The 15989-nt window shown below is 69.4% G+C and carries 14 protein-coding genes and 1 rRNA gene; all 15 read left to right on the top strand.

What is annotated here, in order from left to right:
* Nucleotides 1-73, top strand: a 5S ribosomal RNA gene (gene rrf / locus AB0395_RS31690); the annotation flags it as partial.
* Between the two features lie 328 nt (nt 74-401).
* Nucleotides 402-1694, top strand: a complete 1293-nt coding sequence (locus AB0395_RS31685; protein WP_366287423.1) for a folylpolyglutamate synthase/dihydrofolate synthase family protein — start codon at nt 402-404, stop codon at nt 1692-1694.
* The gene (locus AB0395_RS31680) at nt 1691-2059 is read left to right on the top strand and encodes a DUF4233 domain-containing protein (protein ID WP_366287422.1); all 369 of its coding nucleotides are present in this window, start codon (nt 1691-1693) and stop codon (nt 2057-2059) included. Before AB0395_RS31685 ends, AB0395_RS31680 begins: the two co-directional genes overlap by 4 nt.
* Before the next feature lie 11 nt (nt 2060-2070).
* Nucleotides 2071-3885: a hypothetical protein gene (locus tag AB0395_RS31675; protein WP_366287420.1), complete on the top strand. Its 1815-nt coding sequence runs from the start codon at nt 2071-2073 to the stop codon at nt 3883-3885.
* Between the two features lie 91 nt (nt 3886-3976).
* Nucleotides 3977-4387 carry a nucleoside-diphosphate kinase gene (ndk, locus tag AB0395_RS31670; protein ID WP_366287418.1) on the top strand — a complete coding sequence of 137 codons (411 nt, stop codon included), beginning with the start codon at nt 3977-3979 and terminating at the stop codon, nt 4385-4387.
* 183 nt (nt 4388-4570) lie between these two features.
* The gene (locus AB0395_RS31665; RefSeq protein WP_366287416.1) at nt 4571-5602 is read left to right on the top strand and encodes a rod shape-determining protein; all 1032 of its coding nucleotides are present in this window, start codon (nt 4571-4573) and stop codon (nt 5600-5602) included.
* A complete protein-coding gene (mreC, locus tag AB0395_RS31660; RefSeq protein WP_366287414.1) occupies nt 5602-6483 on the top strand; it encodes a rod shape-determining protein MreC in 882 nt (293 codons plus the stop codon). Before AB0395_RS31665 ends, mreC begins: the two co-directional genes overlap by 1 nt.
* A 2-nt stretch (nt 6484-6485) precedes the next feature.
* On the top strand, nt 6486-7013 hold the full coding sequence (mreD, locus tag AB0395_RS31655) for a rod shape-determining protein MreD (protein ID WP_366287413.1): 528 nt from the start codon (nt 6486-6488) through the stop codon (nt 7011-7013).
* Between the two features lie 76 nt (nt 7014-7089).
* Complete coding sequence (gene mrdA, locus AB0395_RS31650) at nt 7090-9168, top strand: penicillin-binding protein 2 (protein WP_366287411.1); 2079 nt, start codon at nt 7090-7092, stop codon at nt 9166-9168.
* Nucleotides 9165-10328: a rod shape-determining protein RodA gene (gene rodA / locus AB0395_RS31645; RefSeq protein ID WP_366287409.1), complete on the top strand. Its 1164-nt coding sequence runs from the start codon at nt 9165-9167 to the stop codon at nt 10326-10328. Before mrdA ends, rodA begins: the two co-directional genes overlap by 4 nt.
* A gap of 114 nt (nt 10329-10442) precedes the next feature.
* On the top strand, nt 10443-10667 hold the full coding sequence (locus AB0395_RS31640; protein ID WP_366287407.1) for a hypothetical protein: 225 nt from the start codon (nt 10443-10445) through the stop codon (nt 10665-10667).
* A 103-nt stretch (nt 10668-10770) separates the two neighbouring features.
* Nucleotides 10771-12198, top strand: coding sequence for a hypothetical protein (locus AB0395_RS31635; RefSeq protein ID WP_366287405.1), 1428 nt, complete (start codon nt 10771-10773; stop codon nt 12196-12198).
* On the top strand, nt 12195-13091 hold the full coding sequence (locus AB0395_RS31630) for an aminoglycoside phosphotransferase family protein (protein ID WP_366287403.1): 897 nt from the start codon (nt 12195-12197) through the stop codon (nt 13089-13091). Before AB0395_RS31635 ends, AB0395_RS31630 begins: the two co-directional genes overlap by 4 nt.
* Nucleotides 13092-13109: 18 nt before the next feature.
* Nucleotides 13110-15020 (top strand): TIGR03960 family B12-binding radical SAM protein, encoded by a 1911-nt coding sequence (locus AB0395_RS31625; RefSeq protein ID WP_366287402.1) that lies wholly within the window; start codon nt 13110-13112, stop codon nt 15018-15020.
* Between the two features lie 103 nt (nt 15021-15123).
* Nucleotides 15124-15903 carry a TIGR03936 family radical SAM-associated protein gene (locus AB0395_RS31620; protein ID WP_366287401.1) on the top strand — a complete coding sequence of 260 codons (780 nt, stop codon included), beginning with the start codon at nt 15124-15126 and terminating at the stop codon, nt 15901-15903.
* Nucleotides 15904-15989: the final 86 nt, after the last annotated feature.

Raw genomic sequence — 15989 nt, 5'->3', positions numbered from 1 at the left:
CCCGGAAGTTAAGCTCTTCAGCGCCGATGGTACTGCACCGGGGACGGTGTGGGAGAGTAGGTCGCCGCCGGACAATCTTTTGAGGGAGGGTCACCTGTTTGGGTGGCCCTCCTTCTGCATTTTTGAGGGTCACCCGGTTCGGGTGGCCCTTTTTTGCGTTTCCAGGGCCTTTCCTAGGTCTTTTTTGGGCCTTTTTTGAGCCTTTTTCTGGGGTCTGTCGGTGTTGTGGCGGGGTTGCTCAGCGGTGGGCCCTGTTCGTCGGTGCCGACCGGGTTGGCGTCGGCGCCGTGCTGCCCTCCCCTTCCCGGCCACCTTCAGGGCGTCCCTCGGGCCTGTAAAGAGGTCGCCGGTGAGGTCAGTAGGCTTGAGGCGTGGAATATCGAGCGGTCGAACAAGCAATCATGGAACGCGGCGTCGAGTGGAACTTCGAGCCCTCTCTCGACAGGATCGCCGCGCTCATGGACGTGCTTGGTTCCCCGCAGCACGCGTATCCGGTCGTGCACGTCGCAGGCACCAACGGGAAGTCGAGCACGACGCGCATGATCGAGACGATCCTGCGTGAGCGCAACCTGCGTGTCGGCCGGTTCACCAGCCCGCATCTCGTGTCCATGCGCGAGCGCATCTCCGTGGACGGCCTCCCGCTGAGTGAGGAGCGTTTCACCGAGGTCTACGAGGACATCGAGCCCTACCTCAAGATGATCGACGCCCAGGGGCGCAGGCTCTCCTTCTTCGAGACGCTCACGGCGATGGCCTTCGCCGCTTTCGCCGACGCTCCCGTCGACGTCGCGGTCATCGAGACGGGCATGGGCGGCAGCTTCGACGCGACCAACGTCGCCGACGGCACGGTCGCCGTCATCACCCCGATCTCGCTGGACCACGTCGACTATCTCGGCCCGGACGTCGCGACGATCGCGGGTGAGAAGGCGGGCATCATCAAGCCCGGAGCAACCGCGATACTCGCGCAGCAGGAGCTCCCCGCGGCGGAGGTGCTGATGCGCAGGGTGGTCGAGATGGGGGCGACCGTGGCCAGAGAGGGCCTGGAGTTCGGTGTGCTCGGCAGGGAGCTGGCGATCGGCGGCCAGCTGCTCCACCTCAAGGGTCTCAAGGGGACCTACGAGGAGGTTCTGCTTCCCCTGTACGGCGCGCACCAGGCGAGCAACGCCGCCTGCGCGCTGGCCGCCGTCGAGGCGCTGACCGCCGGTGAGGACCCCCTCGACCCCGAGCTGGTACGGCAGGCGTTCCTACAGGTGCGCTCGCCCGGCAGGCTCGAGGTCGTACGACGGGGCCCGACGGTGCTCGTCGACGCCGCGCACAACCCGGGCGGGGTGCAGGCGACCCTGGAGGCCGTCCACGAGTCGTTCGGCTTCGCCAAGCTCATCGGTGTGGTGGCGATGTTCGCCGACAAGGACGTCCGAGGCATCCTGGAGCTGCTCGAGCCCATGATGGACGAGATCGTGGTGACCAGGAACTCCTCGCCCAGGTCCATGGAGCCGCACGAGCTCGCCGCACTGGCCAGGGAGATCTTCGGGCCGGACCGGGTCCGCGTGGCCGAGCGCCTTGACGAGGCGATCGACACCGGAATCGGCCTGGCCGACGAGGAGGGGGAGTTCGGCGGGGCCGGAGTGCTGATCACCGGGTCCGTGGTCACGGCCGGAGACGCGCGGCTGCTGTTGAAGGCGGGGGAGGCCACGTGACCCGGGCAGAAGGGGAGAGGCGAGAGATGTTCACCGTCACCCCGGGCATGCGGCGGCTCTGCGCCAGCGTGCTGGGCATGGAGGCGATCGTCGTCGGGCTGTTCACACCGGTGGCGATCAACACTCAGGGGGTCCCGCCCACCGTCGCGGTGACGGTCGGGATCGGCCTGGCGGTTCTGTGCGTCCTGGCGGCGGGAATGCTGAAACGTCCCTTCGCCTACATCCTGGGAAGTGTGATTCAGGTTCTGGCGATAGCCGCGGGTTTCCTGGTTCCGACCATGTTCTTCCTGGGAGCCGTGTTCGCGGCGCTGTGGATCACGGCGATATTCGTCGCTCGCCGTGTCGAGGGCGTGACTTCCCGCTAAAGTCGGCCAACATGGCCGTCCCTCCCATTCAGCCGACCCGGGGGGTGGCCGCCGGGTCCGCCGACCTGGCGCGCCCCCTCCGTGCCTCGCTGATGCTCGACGTCGTCCTTGGGCTGCTCGTCGCGGTGACGCTTCCGCTGGCGATCGTCGCCATCCCCAACACCGTCTCCGTGGTCGCGGCGCTGCTCCCGCCGGACATCTCGCAGGTCGAGATGGTCAGGGCGCACGGGCTCGCGCTGCCCGCGATGGTGCTGACCGTGCCGCTGGCGGCGCTGTTCTTACGCCGGGTGCGCGCCGTCCCGATCCTGGTCGTCGGGCTGGCCTCGCTGGCGCTCGCGGACGCGGCGGGAGGGTACGCCGAGTCCACGCCTCTGGTCGGGGTTCTGCGGGTCCTGCACGGCGTGGGAGCGGGTTTGCTGGTGCCGGCCAGCCTCGTGGCGGTCTGGGGGCGGTCCCCGGCTCTGCGCGCCGTCTGGGCGGGCATGCTGGCGACGAGCCTCATGGCCGCGCAGGCGCTGGCTCTGTGGCCTCTCGACGAGGTCAGGTCCTGGAGGGTCACGCTCCAGCCGTACCCCATGCTCACGGGCGTCGCCCTGGCACTCGCCGCCGTCTACCTCGTGCTCTGGATGAGAAACGGCGACGGTGCCGCGGGCCCCGGCGTCGTGGAGCGCGGGCGCCTGCCGGTCGCGGCGGGGCTTGCCGCGGCGGTCGCCGCGCTGGCTCTGGGCACGACGTTCGACTGGCCGCCCGGCCTGCTCATCCTCGCCGCGGCGCTGTTCATCTTCGCGCTTTTCCTCCTGGCCTCGGCGAACGGGTTCGAGGGCGTGACCGGCAGGGTGCCCGCTTACACGACGCTCGTGATCGGCGTCGTCGTCCTGCCGACCGCGGCGCAGGTCACTAACGTCGAGCTGGGCGGGCTGAGCGGTCCGGGGCTCTCCGGCCTGTGGCCCGCGTTCGTGGTCGCCGGGATCGCGGGCCTGGTCGCCGCGGTCGTGGTGAGCAGGCTCGGCGGTGCCGTCGTGCCGCTGTGTGCCGCGGGCGGTCTGGCGCTCGTGGTCGCCGGGCTGTGCGTCGTCAGGCTGTTCCTGCCCGCGGCGGAGGGGCCCGCGTTGATCTTCCCGTTCGCGCTGCTCACGGTCGGCGCCGCGGTCGCCGTGACCTCGGCGCTGCGTTCTTCCGGCGTGGGTGCCGCGCTCTTTGCGCTCTCGTTGCTCTTCCCCGGGGTCCTGTCCGGTTTCCTGCTGGGCACCGGGATCCAACTCACCCTCCTGCAAAGGGCCAGGACCCCGCAGGCGATGGTCGACGCGTTCGTGGGGGCCCTGCACATGTGGGCCCTGGTCGGCGGCGGCCTGGTGGTCGTCACGATCGTGCTCGGCGCGGCCCTGGCCCGCCGTTCCCCCCAGACGCGTGCCGGTACGGCAGGCGGCCTCCCACGGGTCGAGCTGCCTCCGGTCGAGGGGCTCGACGACGTTCCCATGGACGAGGTCTCCCAGGGGGTGGCTCCCGCGATTCCCGCGCCGGCGCCACCGGTCGACCCCGATCCGCCCGCGGCCGGCTCACCGGCAGGGCAGGGCGGCGGGAAGGCCGCTTCCATGGCGGCGGACGAGTTCGAGGAGGACAGCCCGGAGCAGGCAGAGCCGAAGAACGAGCCGGAGCCGAAGACGGACCAGAGGCCGAGGCCGGGCACCGTGCCCACGCCGGGCTCGAGGCCGGAACCGGGGCCGGAGCCGGGGACCGGGCCGGAGAAGCCCGGCGCGCTGCCGGTGGTTCCGCCGCCGACCCCGTCCCCCGAGGGGGCGCTGGGGGACGGAGCCGACCGCCCGTGACGTCGCCGACCACTGGGAATCGGGCCGGGGACGGTAAACTTCGCGCGTTCATCGCAGTCCGCGAGTCATTCCCGTTCAAAGGAGAACCTCAGTGTCCGAGCGCACTCTTGTCCTGATCAAGCCCGACGGTGTCGCGCGTGGTCTCATCGGCGACGTGATCGCCCGGATCGAGCGCAAGGGCCTGAAGGTCGCGGCGCTCGAGCTGCGCACCCTGGACGCCGACACCGCGAAGACGCACTACGCCGAGCACTCCGAGCGGCCGTTCTTCGGCGAGCTGGTCGAGTTCATCACCTCGGGCCCGCTGGTCGCGCTGGTGGCGGAGGGCCCCCGCGCCGTCGAGGCCTTCCGTTCCCTCGCGGGCCTGACCGACCCGGTCAAGTCGGCCCCCGGCACCATCCGTGGCGACCACGCCCTGGAGATCGGTGAGAACGTGGTCCACGGCTCCGACTCGGCCGAGTCCGCCGCCCGCGAGATCAAGCTCTTCTTCCCGGACCGTTTCTAGTCTTCCGGCCTCGCCGAGCCCCGCCGCCCACAAGGGCGACGGGGCTCGGCGTGTTTGAGGCCACTTAAGATTTTCCCGGAGCTGGGGGCCTCATTGCGCTCAGGGGTGGGTACGTCACGTTACGATTCGAGTGCGTTCTGTAGTTTTCGCCGACGACCTGATGGAAGGAGGGCCGCCTTCCTCATGAGCAGCAAGCTTGCCTTCCTCGGCCGCGACATGGCGGTCGATCTCGGCACCGCCAACACCCTCGTCTACGTGCGGGGCCGCGGCGTCGTTCTCAACGAGCCGTCCGTCGTCGCGATAAACACGACCACGGGAAAAATCGTGGCCATCGGTATCGAGGCCAAGCGCATGATCGGCAGGACTCCCGGAAACATCATGGCGATCCGGCCGCTCAAGGACGGTGTGATCGCCGACTTCGACGTCACCGAGCGTATGCTCCGCTACTTCATCCAGCGGGTGCACAAACGTCGCCACTACGCCAAGCCGCGCATCATCATCGCGGTGCCGAGCGGCATCACCGGGGTCGAGCAGCGAGCCGTCAAGGAGGCCGGATACCAGGCGGGCGCCCGCGGGGTCTACATCATCGAGGAGCCGATGGCCGCCGCGATCGGGGCGGGGCTGCCCGTGCACGAGCCGACCGGCAACATGGTGGTCGACATCGGCGGCGGGACGACCGAGGTGGCGATCATCTCGATGGGCGGTGTCGTGACCAGCCAGTCGATCCGGGTCGGTGGGGATGAGCTGGACCAGGCGATCATCACCTTCGCCAAGAAGGAGCACTCGCTCATGCTCGGCGAGCGGACCGCCGAGGAGATCAAGATGGCGATCGGCTCCGCCTGTCCGCTCCCCGAGGAGGGACACGCCGAGATCCGCGGTCGTGATCTGGTTACCGGCCTGCCCAAGACGATCGTCGTTTCGGCCGCAGAGATCCGCAAGGCCACCGAGGAGCCGGTGAACGTGATCGTTGACGCGGTCAAGACGACGCTGGACAAGTGCCCGCCCGAGCTCTCCGGAGACCTGATGGACAGAGGGATCGCGCTCACCGGGGGTGGTGCGCTGCTCAAGGGCATGGACGAGCGGCTCAAGGGCGAGACGGGCATGCCGATCCACCTGGTGGACAACGCGCTCGACTCCGTCGCCCTCGGCTCAGGCAAGTGCGTCGAGGACTTCGACGCGCTACAGCAGGTCCTGGTGCCGGAGCCGCGGCACTGATGAGAGACACGCGCCGGGCACGGATGAGCCTGGGAGTGCTGCTGGCCGCGGCGCTCGTGCTCATGACCGTCGACCATCGGGCGGGGGCGAACTCCCCGCTGGGCCCGCTCAGGGAGGTGGGGGCCGAGCTGTTCGGCGCCGCGGAGAGCGCGGGAGCGAGTCTCGTCCGGCCGATCGGGCGGTTCTTCGAGACGATGGCGGCCGCGCCGGACGCGCAGCGCCGCATGGACGGCCTGCGCGCGGAGAACCAGCGGCTCAGGCGTGACCTGATGGCCCAGGCCCTGGACCGCCGGCACTCGGCGGAGCTGAGCCGCCTGCTCGGTGTCGCGGGGATCGCCGGATACAGGTTGGTGCCCGCCCAGGTGATCGCGCGGCGCGGCACACCCGGGTTCGAGGAGGCCGTCCAGCTCGACGTGGGCAGCGCCGACGGGGTGCGCTCCGAGATGACCGTGCTGAACGGCGATGGCCTGGTCGGCAGGGTGGTCCAGGTGAGCACCTCAACCTCCACCGTGGTCCTGCTCAGCGACCCCGCCTCGGCGGCGGGGGCACGCCTCGAGGGGAGCAACGAGATCGGGCTGGTGAACGGGGTCGGGCAGAACGGCCGTCTTCTTCGTTTCCGCCTGCTCGACTCGACCGCGCAGGTCGTTCCCGGGCGCCGTATCGTCAGCTTCGGCTCACAGCGTGGCGCGCCGTACGTCGCGGGGGTTCCGATCGGGGTGGTCGAGCATGTGGAGGCGACGCCGGGAGAGCTGACCAGGATCGCCTACGCGCGCCCCTACGCCGACCTCACCGCGCTGGACGTGGTCGGCGTCGTGGTGCAGGCGCCCAGGCGCAACCCGCGTGACGCCGTGCTGCCGGACGTGCCGCGTGAGGGGGTCTGACAGTGGGCCGTGACGTGCTGTCCGCCGGGGTGCTCCTGCTTTCCATGGTCATCCAGGTGACGGTCGTGAACCGGCTGCCGCTGCCCGGCGGGGCGGCGCCCGACCTCGTGCTGCTTGTCGTCGTGGGATACGCGCTGGTCCGCGGCGCGACGGCGGGGGCGGTCATGGGTTTCTGCGCCGGGCTCGTCGGCGATGTGCTGCCGCCCGCCGCGCACGTCCTCGGGCAGTACGCCCTGGTGTTGTGCCTGATCGGGTTCATGGCGGGCAGGGTGGCCGACAGCCGTCCCGAAGCCAGGCTGCTCGCCGCGCTGGCCTGTGCGGCGGCCGGGCCGCCCGCCGTCGCGGTGACCAGCGCGTTGCTCGGCGACGCCCAGATCGACGGGGATGTGCTCACCACGACGCTGCCCTGGGCGATCGGCTACAACCTGCTGGCCGCGCCGCCGACAGTGTGGCTGGTGATGAGGGTCGTCAAGGGGCCCCGTGAGCGGGAGTTGCGACCCCTGGCGCATCTCGTGCGGGGGCGCAGATGAGCGGGCGGCGCCGCGGGTGCTGTGGGCGCTGTGTACGGGGGGTGTCCTCACCGGTGCGGCTCCCCGGGAGGCGGGCATGATCCGGACACGGGGCAGGCTGGTGATGCTCCAGGTTCTGGTGATCTCGCTGCTGGCGCTGCTGGCCGTACGGCTCTGGCAGGTGCAGGTGGTGCGCGGAGCGGAGTTCGTCGAGGCGGCTACGGAGACGCGCACCCGTGACGTGATGGTGCCCGCGGTACGCGGGCAGATCCTCGACTCGGCCGGGCGTCCGCTGGTGCGCAACCGGACCAGGCTCGTCGTCTCCGTCGACCGCACGAGCCTCAATCGGATGGAGGGCAACGGCAGGGTCGTGCTGCAGCGCCTCGCCACGGTGCTGAACCGCAGGCCTGCGGATCTGCGCATGCGCATCAGGGCGTGCGGCCCCGGGGTCACCAGGCCTTGCTGGCCCGGCTCGCCGTACCAGCCGATCCCGATCGACGACGACGTCACCACCCGTGAGGCGCTGCAGATCTTGGAACGGCAGGAGGAGTTTCCCGGGGTCACCGCCGAGGTGCAGGCCGTCAGGGAGTACCCCGGCAGCACCTCGGGCGCGCAGGCGCTCGGCTACCTGCAGCCGATCACGCAGGAGGAGCTGGAGAAGCGTGACGGGTTCAAAGCGGTGTTCTCCGGGGTCGACCTGGTTGGCCGCGACGGCCTCGAGGCGGTCTACGACAAGCAGTTGCGGGGAATTCCCGGGTTGCGGCGGGTGCAGGTCGACCGGCTCGGCAAGGTGATCGGGATCGAGCGCCAGGTGCAGCCGACGCCGGGCGACACGCTCATCACCAGCATCGACGCCAAGGTGCAGGCGGTCACGGAGAAGGCTCTGGCGGAGGCCATGAAGTCGGCGCCGACCGCGGATGGGGCGGCGGGGGTTGTGCTCGATGTGCGGACCGGCAGGGTGGTGGCGCTGGCCAGCGCGCCGACTTACGATCCGGCGGTGTGGACGGGGGGCATCTCCGAGCCCGAGTATCAACGGCTGCTGTCGGGAAAGGCGGGCAGGCCGCTGGTCTCCCGGGCCATCAAGGGGGAGTTCGCGCCGGGCTCGACGTTCAAGGTCTCCTCGGTCTCCGCGATGCTCAACGACGGCTACCCGTTGCACGGCCATTACGACTGCCCCGGCTCCTTCATGGTCGGTAGCAGGCCGTTCAACAACTTTCACGGCATCGGGATGGGCACCCTCACCCTGCACACGGCGCTGGTGAAGTCCTGCGACACGATTTTCTACAAGGCGGCGTACGAGCAGTGGCTGCGTGACGGCGGGCTGCGGCCCAGGGGAAAGACCAAGGAGCCGATGGCGGCCATGGCGCGTTCCTTCGGGTTCGGCAGGCCGACGGGCATCGACCTGCCAGGCGAGTCGGCGGGACGCATCCCCGACCGCGAGTGGAAGAAGCAGCTGTGGGCCGTGACCAAGACGGAGAACTGCAGGCGGGCCAAGTCCGGCTATCCGGAGGTCGCCAGGACCAGTCCGGGAAGGGCGACCTTCCTCAAGCAGCTCGCGTACGAGAACTGCCTTGAGGGCTACCAGTGGCGGCCCGGTGACGCGGCCAACTTCTCCATCGGGCAGGGGGATGTGCTGGTGACCCCGCTGCAGCTCGCCGCGGCCTACGCGGCGCTGGTCGGGGACGGCAGGCTGCGCAGCCCCCGCCTCGGCTGGGCGCTGGTGCGGCCCGACGGCACCATGGTCAAGGAGATCAAGGTTCCGGTCGTCGGCAGGCTACCGATCTCCTCGGCGGAACGGGCCTACATCAAGGGGGCGCTCAGCGAGGTCGCCTCGGACGGTACGGCCGCCGGAGCCTTCGCCGGGTTCCCCATGGACAAGGTCAAGGTCGGCGGAAAGACCGGCACGGCCGAGGTCTACGGTAAGGCCGACACCTCCTGGTTCGCCTCCTTCGCGCCCGCGGACAAACCCAGGTTCGTGGTCGTCGTCATGGTCTCCCAGGGCGGGATGGGCGGTCAGACCGCGGCTCCGGCCGTACGGAAGATCTACGAGGGCATCTACGGCTTCACCTCCCAGGCCGGTCAGGTCAAGGGGAAGCCGGTCCGTGCCGCGCTGCCGGACCACAGGCCGGCCGCCGATCTGCCGATGATCAAGCGGGACGGGACCGTGGCCCGGTGAGTCGCCCGATGGCGGTGCCGAGCGGTGGTTCCTTCGCGCGCAGGGCGGTCGCGGCGTCCTCGGCGGTGCGCAGGATGGACGGGGTGCTGCTGGTCGCCGTCGCGGCGCTGACGGTGATCGGCACGATGCTGGTCTGGTCGTCGACCAGGACCTGGGCGCCCGGCTCGACCGGGCTCGTCAAGAAGCACATCCTCAACGTGGCCATCGGGATCGCGCTGACCAGCGCGGCGGTGATGGTCAACCACAGGTCGCTGCGAACCTACGCGCCACTGGTCTATGGCGTGAGCCTGATCGGGCTCGTCCTGGTCGTCACGCCGCTTGGCGCGACCGTGAACGGCGCCCACTCGTGGATCATGCTGGGCGGCGGTTTCGCCTTCCAGCCCTCCGAGTTCGCCAAGCTCGGACTGGTGCTGATGCTCGCCATGCTGCTGGCCAAGCCGGTCAGGGACACCGGCCGGCCTCGCACGCTGGACGTCGGGCTCTCGCTGGGAGTCGCCGGGTTCACCATGGGGCTGGTGATGCTCCAGCCCGACCTGGGCACCACGATGGTCCTCGGGGTGATCACCGCCGGTGCGATCGTGATCGGAGGTGTCCGTAAGCGCTGGGTTTTCGGGCTCGGCCTGCTCGTGGTCTGCGGGGCGGTGGCCGTCTGGCTGTTCGATGTGCTGGAGCCGTACCAGATCGCGCGGTTCACCGCCTTCCTGAACCCGGCGAGCGACCCGCGCGGCGTCGGCTACAACAGCACCCAGTCTCTGATCGCGATCGGGTCGGGAGGGCTGTTCGGCAAGGGGCTGTTCGAGGGAGGCCAGACGACCGGGCGTTTCGTGCCCGAGCAGCACACCGACTTCATCTTCACCGTGGCGGGGGAGGAGTTCGGCTTCCTCGGGTCGGTTACCGTGGTGGCTCTGATCGGTGTGATCCTGCTGCGCGGGATGCGGATCGCTCGGCAGTGCGACGATCGGTTCGGCACCCTGGTGGCCGGGGTGATCGTCTGCTGGCTGGCCTTCCAGTCCTTCGTCAACATCGGGATGACGATTGGAATCATGCCGATCACGGGTCTTCCGCTCCCGTTTGTCTCCTATGGCGGGACTGCGACCTTCGCCAATATGATCGCTATCGGGTTGCTCCAGGCTATCCACATTCGCGAACAACCATTCTGAATCAGCGAACATGAGAGCCGTCCGCATGTTCGCCCCTCTGAATTCTCACTGGATTTCTGTGAGTCAAGCGAACATTCTGGGAACGATGACGGAACTCGCGATGACGGAGGGGCCGTGATATCGGAGCTCGCCGAGCGGCAACGGGCACTGGAACTGCTGCGTACAGCGTTCCCCGACTACAGGATCGTGTTCAGCAAGGGTCGCTGGGCCGCGGTTTCGGCCGGAAGCCCACCCGCGGTGTGGTTCGCCGAAACTCCGAGCAGCCTGTGCGGGCAGCTGTTCCAGGCGCAGCTGCGCAACGGTGGAACCGTGGTCCCCTTCGGCGGTAGCGGTTCATGAGGGGGGCGCTCTCCCCGACCGGCGAAATGCTCTCAGGTCCACCCGGTGTCGATCAGACCACTAGCGTGGGGGCGACCCCATCGGGAAAGGGCCGAAAAAGCCTATGACCCAGAGCTCACGGGGCGGAGATCGCGCCGCCCTCGCCTGTGCCACCATCATCCGCAACCGTACACTCGCCGCCCTGTCGGGGCCGCCGTCCGCGGCCGTCATCCAGCAGATGGTCGAGGAGATCCGCAGCTGCTGCCCGCAGCAGAGCTGGTTCAAATGCCGCCGGCTCGCCCACGGGTGGACCGTTGAGGAGGCCATCGAGCACTTCCACGCCCTGTGCGACCGGGAGGGCGTCAAGCGGCGCGGCCTGACCGAGCGCTCATGGCGGGAGTGGGAGGCGGGCGCGCGGCCGGACCGCGACTACACCGACCTGCTGTCCAGGCTCTTCGAGACCGGTCCCGTCCAGCTCGGCTTCGCCAACGACTACACCCCTGAGGAGCTGCGCTCCGCGCCGTCCGCGCCCCCGACCCTCGACCTGATCACGGTCGCGGCCGACGAGGCGGGCGCGCACGCGGAGGAGGCCGAGGCGAGCGAACTGGGCGCGGGCGCGCTGGAACGATTGCGGACGCAGGTGATCTGGGTCGGTAAGCGCTACGTCGCCGAGGCGCCGTTGCCGCTGTTCGTGGAGATGCGGGAGTTGCAGGAACGCACCAGGAGGGCGCTGGACAAGCGCATCCACCCCGGGCAGGCCAGGGAGCTCTACTTCCTCACCGGCGCGCTGTGCGGGCTGATGGCCAACGTCAGCATGGACATGGATCGCCGCATCCCCGCCGACACCCTCGCGCGGGCCGCGTGGACCTACGGCAAGGTGGCCGGGCACACCGCGCTGATGGGCTGGGCGCGTGGCATGCAATCCTCGGTCGCGTTGTGGGACCGGCGTTACAGTGACGCCGCCAGATACGCGGAGGAGGGCCTGACCTGCCTGCACACCGGCTCGGGCGCGACTCGCCTGCACATGCTGCGTGCCCGCTCCTACGCCATGCTGGGCCGCAGGCGGGAGGCGGTCGACGCGTTGCGCCAGGCTGAGGACGCGCGGGCGGGTGGCTCCGACGAGTTGCACGACGAGATCGGGGGAGAGTTCGCGTTCCGCCCGGCCAAGGAGCGTTACTACGCGGCCGTCACCCATCTGCACCTCGACGCGCCCGCCTCGGCCATCGAGGCGGCACGCGAGGCGCTGGCACTCTACGCCGCGGGAGAGCGGGAGAACCGCTCGTACGGGTGTGAGTCCATGGCCAGCGCACACCTGACGGTCGCCCACATCATGGAGGGCGATGCCGCGGGTGCGGAGGAGGCGATGGCGCCGATCCTCGCGCTCGCGCCGGACAGACGGATCAGCAGCCTGGGCACGACGCTCAACACGGGTCGTGAGCTGCTGGCTTCCCGGCCTGGCGGGCAGCAGCTGGCCAGGCAGATCGAGAGTTTCTGCGCGGTTGGCCTGCCCCAGCGGGCCCACCACGCCATTTCAGACAGGAGTGGACGATGACGATCGCCGCCGAGGGCTCGCTCCTCACCAGGGCAGCCATGGCACTCAACGAGGCATGCCAGAAGGTCGATCTTGACGCGGAGGGGGTCACGCTGCTGCGTGACTTCGCCAACACCGTCTACCACCTGCCCGCCGAGGGGGTAGTCGTACGGCTGGCACAGGCGAACACCCCCGGCAAGTTCGACCGCCTGGTGACCTCGGTCAAGGTCACACGCTGGCTCGCTGAGCAGGGGTTTCCCACCATCAGGCCGCTGGACGTCAAGCAGCCGGTCGTCGCGGAGGGGTTTCTGGCGACCTTCTGGCACCACGAGGAGCACATCGGCCCCCCGCCGGACCCGGCGCAGCTCGGGCCGCTGCTGCGGCGGTTGCACGACCTGCCGCCGGTGCCGTTCGAGCTGCCGACCCACGATCCGTTCAGCGCGGTGCGCAGGTCGATCGAGGCCGGTCTCGCACTCGGCGAGACGGACCGCGCCTGGCTCTTGGAACGCTGTGAGGCGCTGGCCGAGACCTACTACGAGCGGCTTGAGTTCGCGCTGCCGTACGGCCTCGTGCACGGGGACGCCCACCGCGGCAACATGATCCGCACGCGTGACGGCTTTCTGCTGTGCGACTGGGACGGCGTGTGCGCCGGGCCGAGGGAGATCGACCTGATCCCGACGCTTCAGGGAGTGCGGTTCGGGTTGACCGAGCGCCAGCGGGCCAATTTCAGCCAGGCCTACGGCTACGACGCGACGAGGTGGGAGGGGTATCCAGTGCTGCGTGACATGCGTGAGCTGCAGACCCTCACCGCCGTGCTGCGTAACGCCCACCGCGATGAGAGCGCTCTCGCCGAGCTGCGGCACCGGCTCGACTCGCTCAGGGCGGGCGACGACCGCCTGTGGCACCCTTTCTAGGCGGATAGTCTTGGCCGTATGCCTGTCGAGTCGTTGTTTCCCCGCCTGGAAGCGCTCCTGCCGAGGGTGCAGAAGCCGATCCAGTATGTCGGAGGTGAGCTCAACTCGACCGTCAAAAGCTGGGATGAGACGACGGTCCGCTGGGCTCTGATGTATCCGGACGCCTACGAGGTAGGCCTGCCCAACCAGGGTGTCCAGATCCTTTACGAGATCCTCAACGAGATGCCGGAAACACTGGCCGAGCGGACCTACGCGGTCTGGCCCGACCTGGAGGCGCTCATGAGGACTGAGGGGGTGCCCCAGTTCACCGTCGACGCGCACCGTCCCGTGCGGGCGTTCGACGTGTTCGGGCTCTCCTTCTCCACCGAGCTCGGCTACACCAACATGCTCACCGCGCTCGACCTGGCGGGCATTCCGCTGAGGGCCGCGGACCGCGGCGAGGACGATCCGATCGTCCTGGCCGGCGGTCACGCGGCCTTCAACCCGGAGCCGATCGCCGACTTCCTCGACGCCGCGGTGCTGGGAGACGGCGAGCAGATCGCCATCGCGATCACCGAGGTCATCCGTGAGTGGAAGGCCGAGGGCTCGCCCGGTGGGCGTGACGAGCTGCTGATGCGGCTGGCCGAGTCGGGCGGCGTCTACGTGCCGAGGTTCTACGACGTCGACTACCACGCCGACGGCCGGATCCAGCGCGTCGCGCCGAACCGCTCGGGCGTGCCGTGGCGGGTCCACAAGCACACGGTCATGGACCTCGACGAGTGGCCCTACCCGAAGAAACCGCTGGTCCCGCTGGCCGAGACCGTGCACGAGCGGTTCAGCGTGGAGATCTTCCGTGGCTGCACGCGCGGATGCCGTTTCTGCCAGGCGGGGATGATCACCCGTCCGGTGCGGGAGCGTTCGATCACCACGATCGGCGACATGGTCGACGCGGGCGTCAAGGCGTCCGGCTTCAACGAGGTCGGCCTGCTGTCGCTGTCGTCGGCGGACCACTCCGAGATCGGCGACATCGCCAAGGGCCTGGCCGACCGGTACGAGGGCACAAACACCTCGCTGTCGCTGCCCTCGACCCGGGTCGACGCCTTCAACATCGACCTGGCCAACGAGTTCTCCCGCAACGGCCGCCGCTCCGGTCTGACGTTCGCCCCAGAGGGCGGCTCGGAGCGGATGCGCAAGGTGATCAACAAGATGGTCACGGAGGAAGACCTGATCAGGACCGTCAGCACGGCCTACAGCCAGGGCTGGCGGCAGGTGAAGCTCTACTTCATGTGCGGCCTGCCCACCGAGGAGGACGCCGACGTGCTGGGCATCGCCGATCTGGCCAGGAAGGTCATCAAGGCGGGGCGCGAGGCCACCGGGTCCCGCGATGTTCGCTGCACGGTCTCCATCGGCGGGTTTGTGCCCAAACCGCACACCCCGTTCCAGTGGGCCGCCCAGGCCTCCCACGAGGTCGTCGACCACAGGCTCAGGGCGTTGAAGGACGCTCTGCGCGGCGACAAGGAGTACGGCAGGGCCATCGGCATGCGTTACCACGACGGCAAGCCCTCGATCGTTGAGGGCCTGCTCTCCCGGGGTGACCGCAGGGTCGGCGAGGTCATCCGCGCGGTGTGGGAGGACGGCGGCCGGTTCGACGGCTGGAGCGAGCACTTCTCCTACCAGCGCTGGATGGACGCCGCCGCCAAGGCGGGTGTCGATGTCGACTGGTACACCACGCGGGAACGCGAGGAGAACGAGGTGCTGCCCTGGGACCACCTCGACGCCGGTCTCGACCGCGAGTGGCTCTGGCAGGACTGGCAGGACGCCGTCAGCGACGTGGAGGTCGAGGACTGCCGCTGGACCCCGTGCTACGACTGCGGCGTGTGCCCGACCATGGGCACCGAGATCCAGATCGGGCCGACGGGGAAGAAGCTGCTGCCACTGACGGTTGTCTGAGATAGGCCGTGCGTGAGCACGGCCTATCCTGAAACGACGACCACGACTTGGGAAGGACGACACGACTCTGAAACCCGTTCCCGATGGGCCTCCGCCTGTGCCGGTGGTGCAGCGCCTGCGCGTCCGGTACGCCAAGCGCGGCCGCCTGCGGTTCACCAGCCACCGTGACATCTCCCGGGCCGTGGAACGCGCGGTCCGGCGCGCCGACGTGCCGGTGGCGTTCAGCGCGGGCTTCTCACCCCACCCCAGGATCTCCTACGTGGGCGCGGCCGCGCCCACCGGAGTCGCGAGCGAGGCCGAGTACCTCGAGATCAGCGTGACCCGGCGATGTGACCCCGACCGGCTGCGTGCCGCTCTGGACACCTCGCTTCCGCCCGGTCTCGACGTGCTGACCGTCATCGAGGCGGCCGGAGGAAACCTGGCCGACCGGCTCGAGTGCTCGGCGTGGGAGCTGCGGCTGCCGCAGGCGGATTCCGCTCTCGCCGAGGCCGCGGTCGAGGGGTTCAACGCCGCGGAGCGCGTCGAAGTCGAGCGCCTGACCAAAAAGGGACTGCGCCGCTTCGATGCCCGAGAGGCGGTGCTGAGCCTTGAGGTTGCAGAGGGAACTGAGACAACAGCAGGTCAGGGGTCCAGTCAGCCATGTGTCATACTTCGCATGGTTGTACGGCACGCAACTCCTGCCGTTCGACCCGACGACGTTCTTACCGGACTGCGTCTTGTGGCTGGCTTCGCGCCGCCGGTGCCCCCCGAGGTGACCAGGCTGGCGCAGGGACCGCTCGACGTGGGAACCGGTGAGCCCGCCGACCCCTTCGGCCCGGACCGCGACATCACGCGCGGCGGCGAAGCGGAACCGGTGGGCGGGCACGTCGGCGGCGACCTATAGGACTTGGCGCCGGGCTGATGGCCCGGCGTACAGCGAGAGACGAGAGCTCCCGCGCGGCGCGGAGACGCGCCCGGGAGCTGACGGGA

The organism is Streptosporangium sp. NPDC051023, from assembly GCF_040689595.1.
Classification (GTDB): Bacteria; Actinomycetota; Actinomycetes; order Streptosporangiales; family Streptosporangiaceae; genus Streptosporangium.
This window is presented reverse-complemented; position numbering and strand designations above follow the sequence as displayed.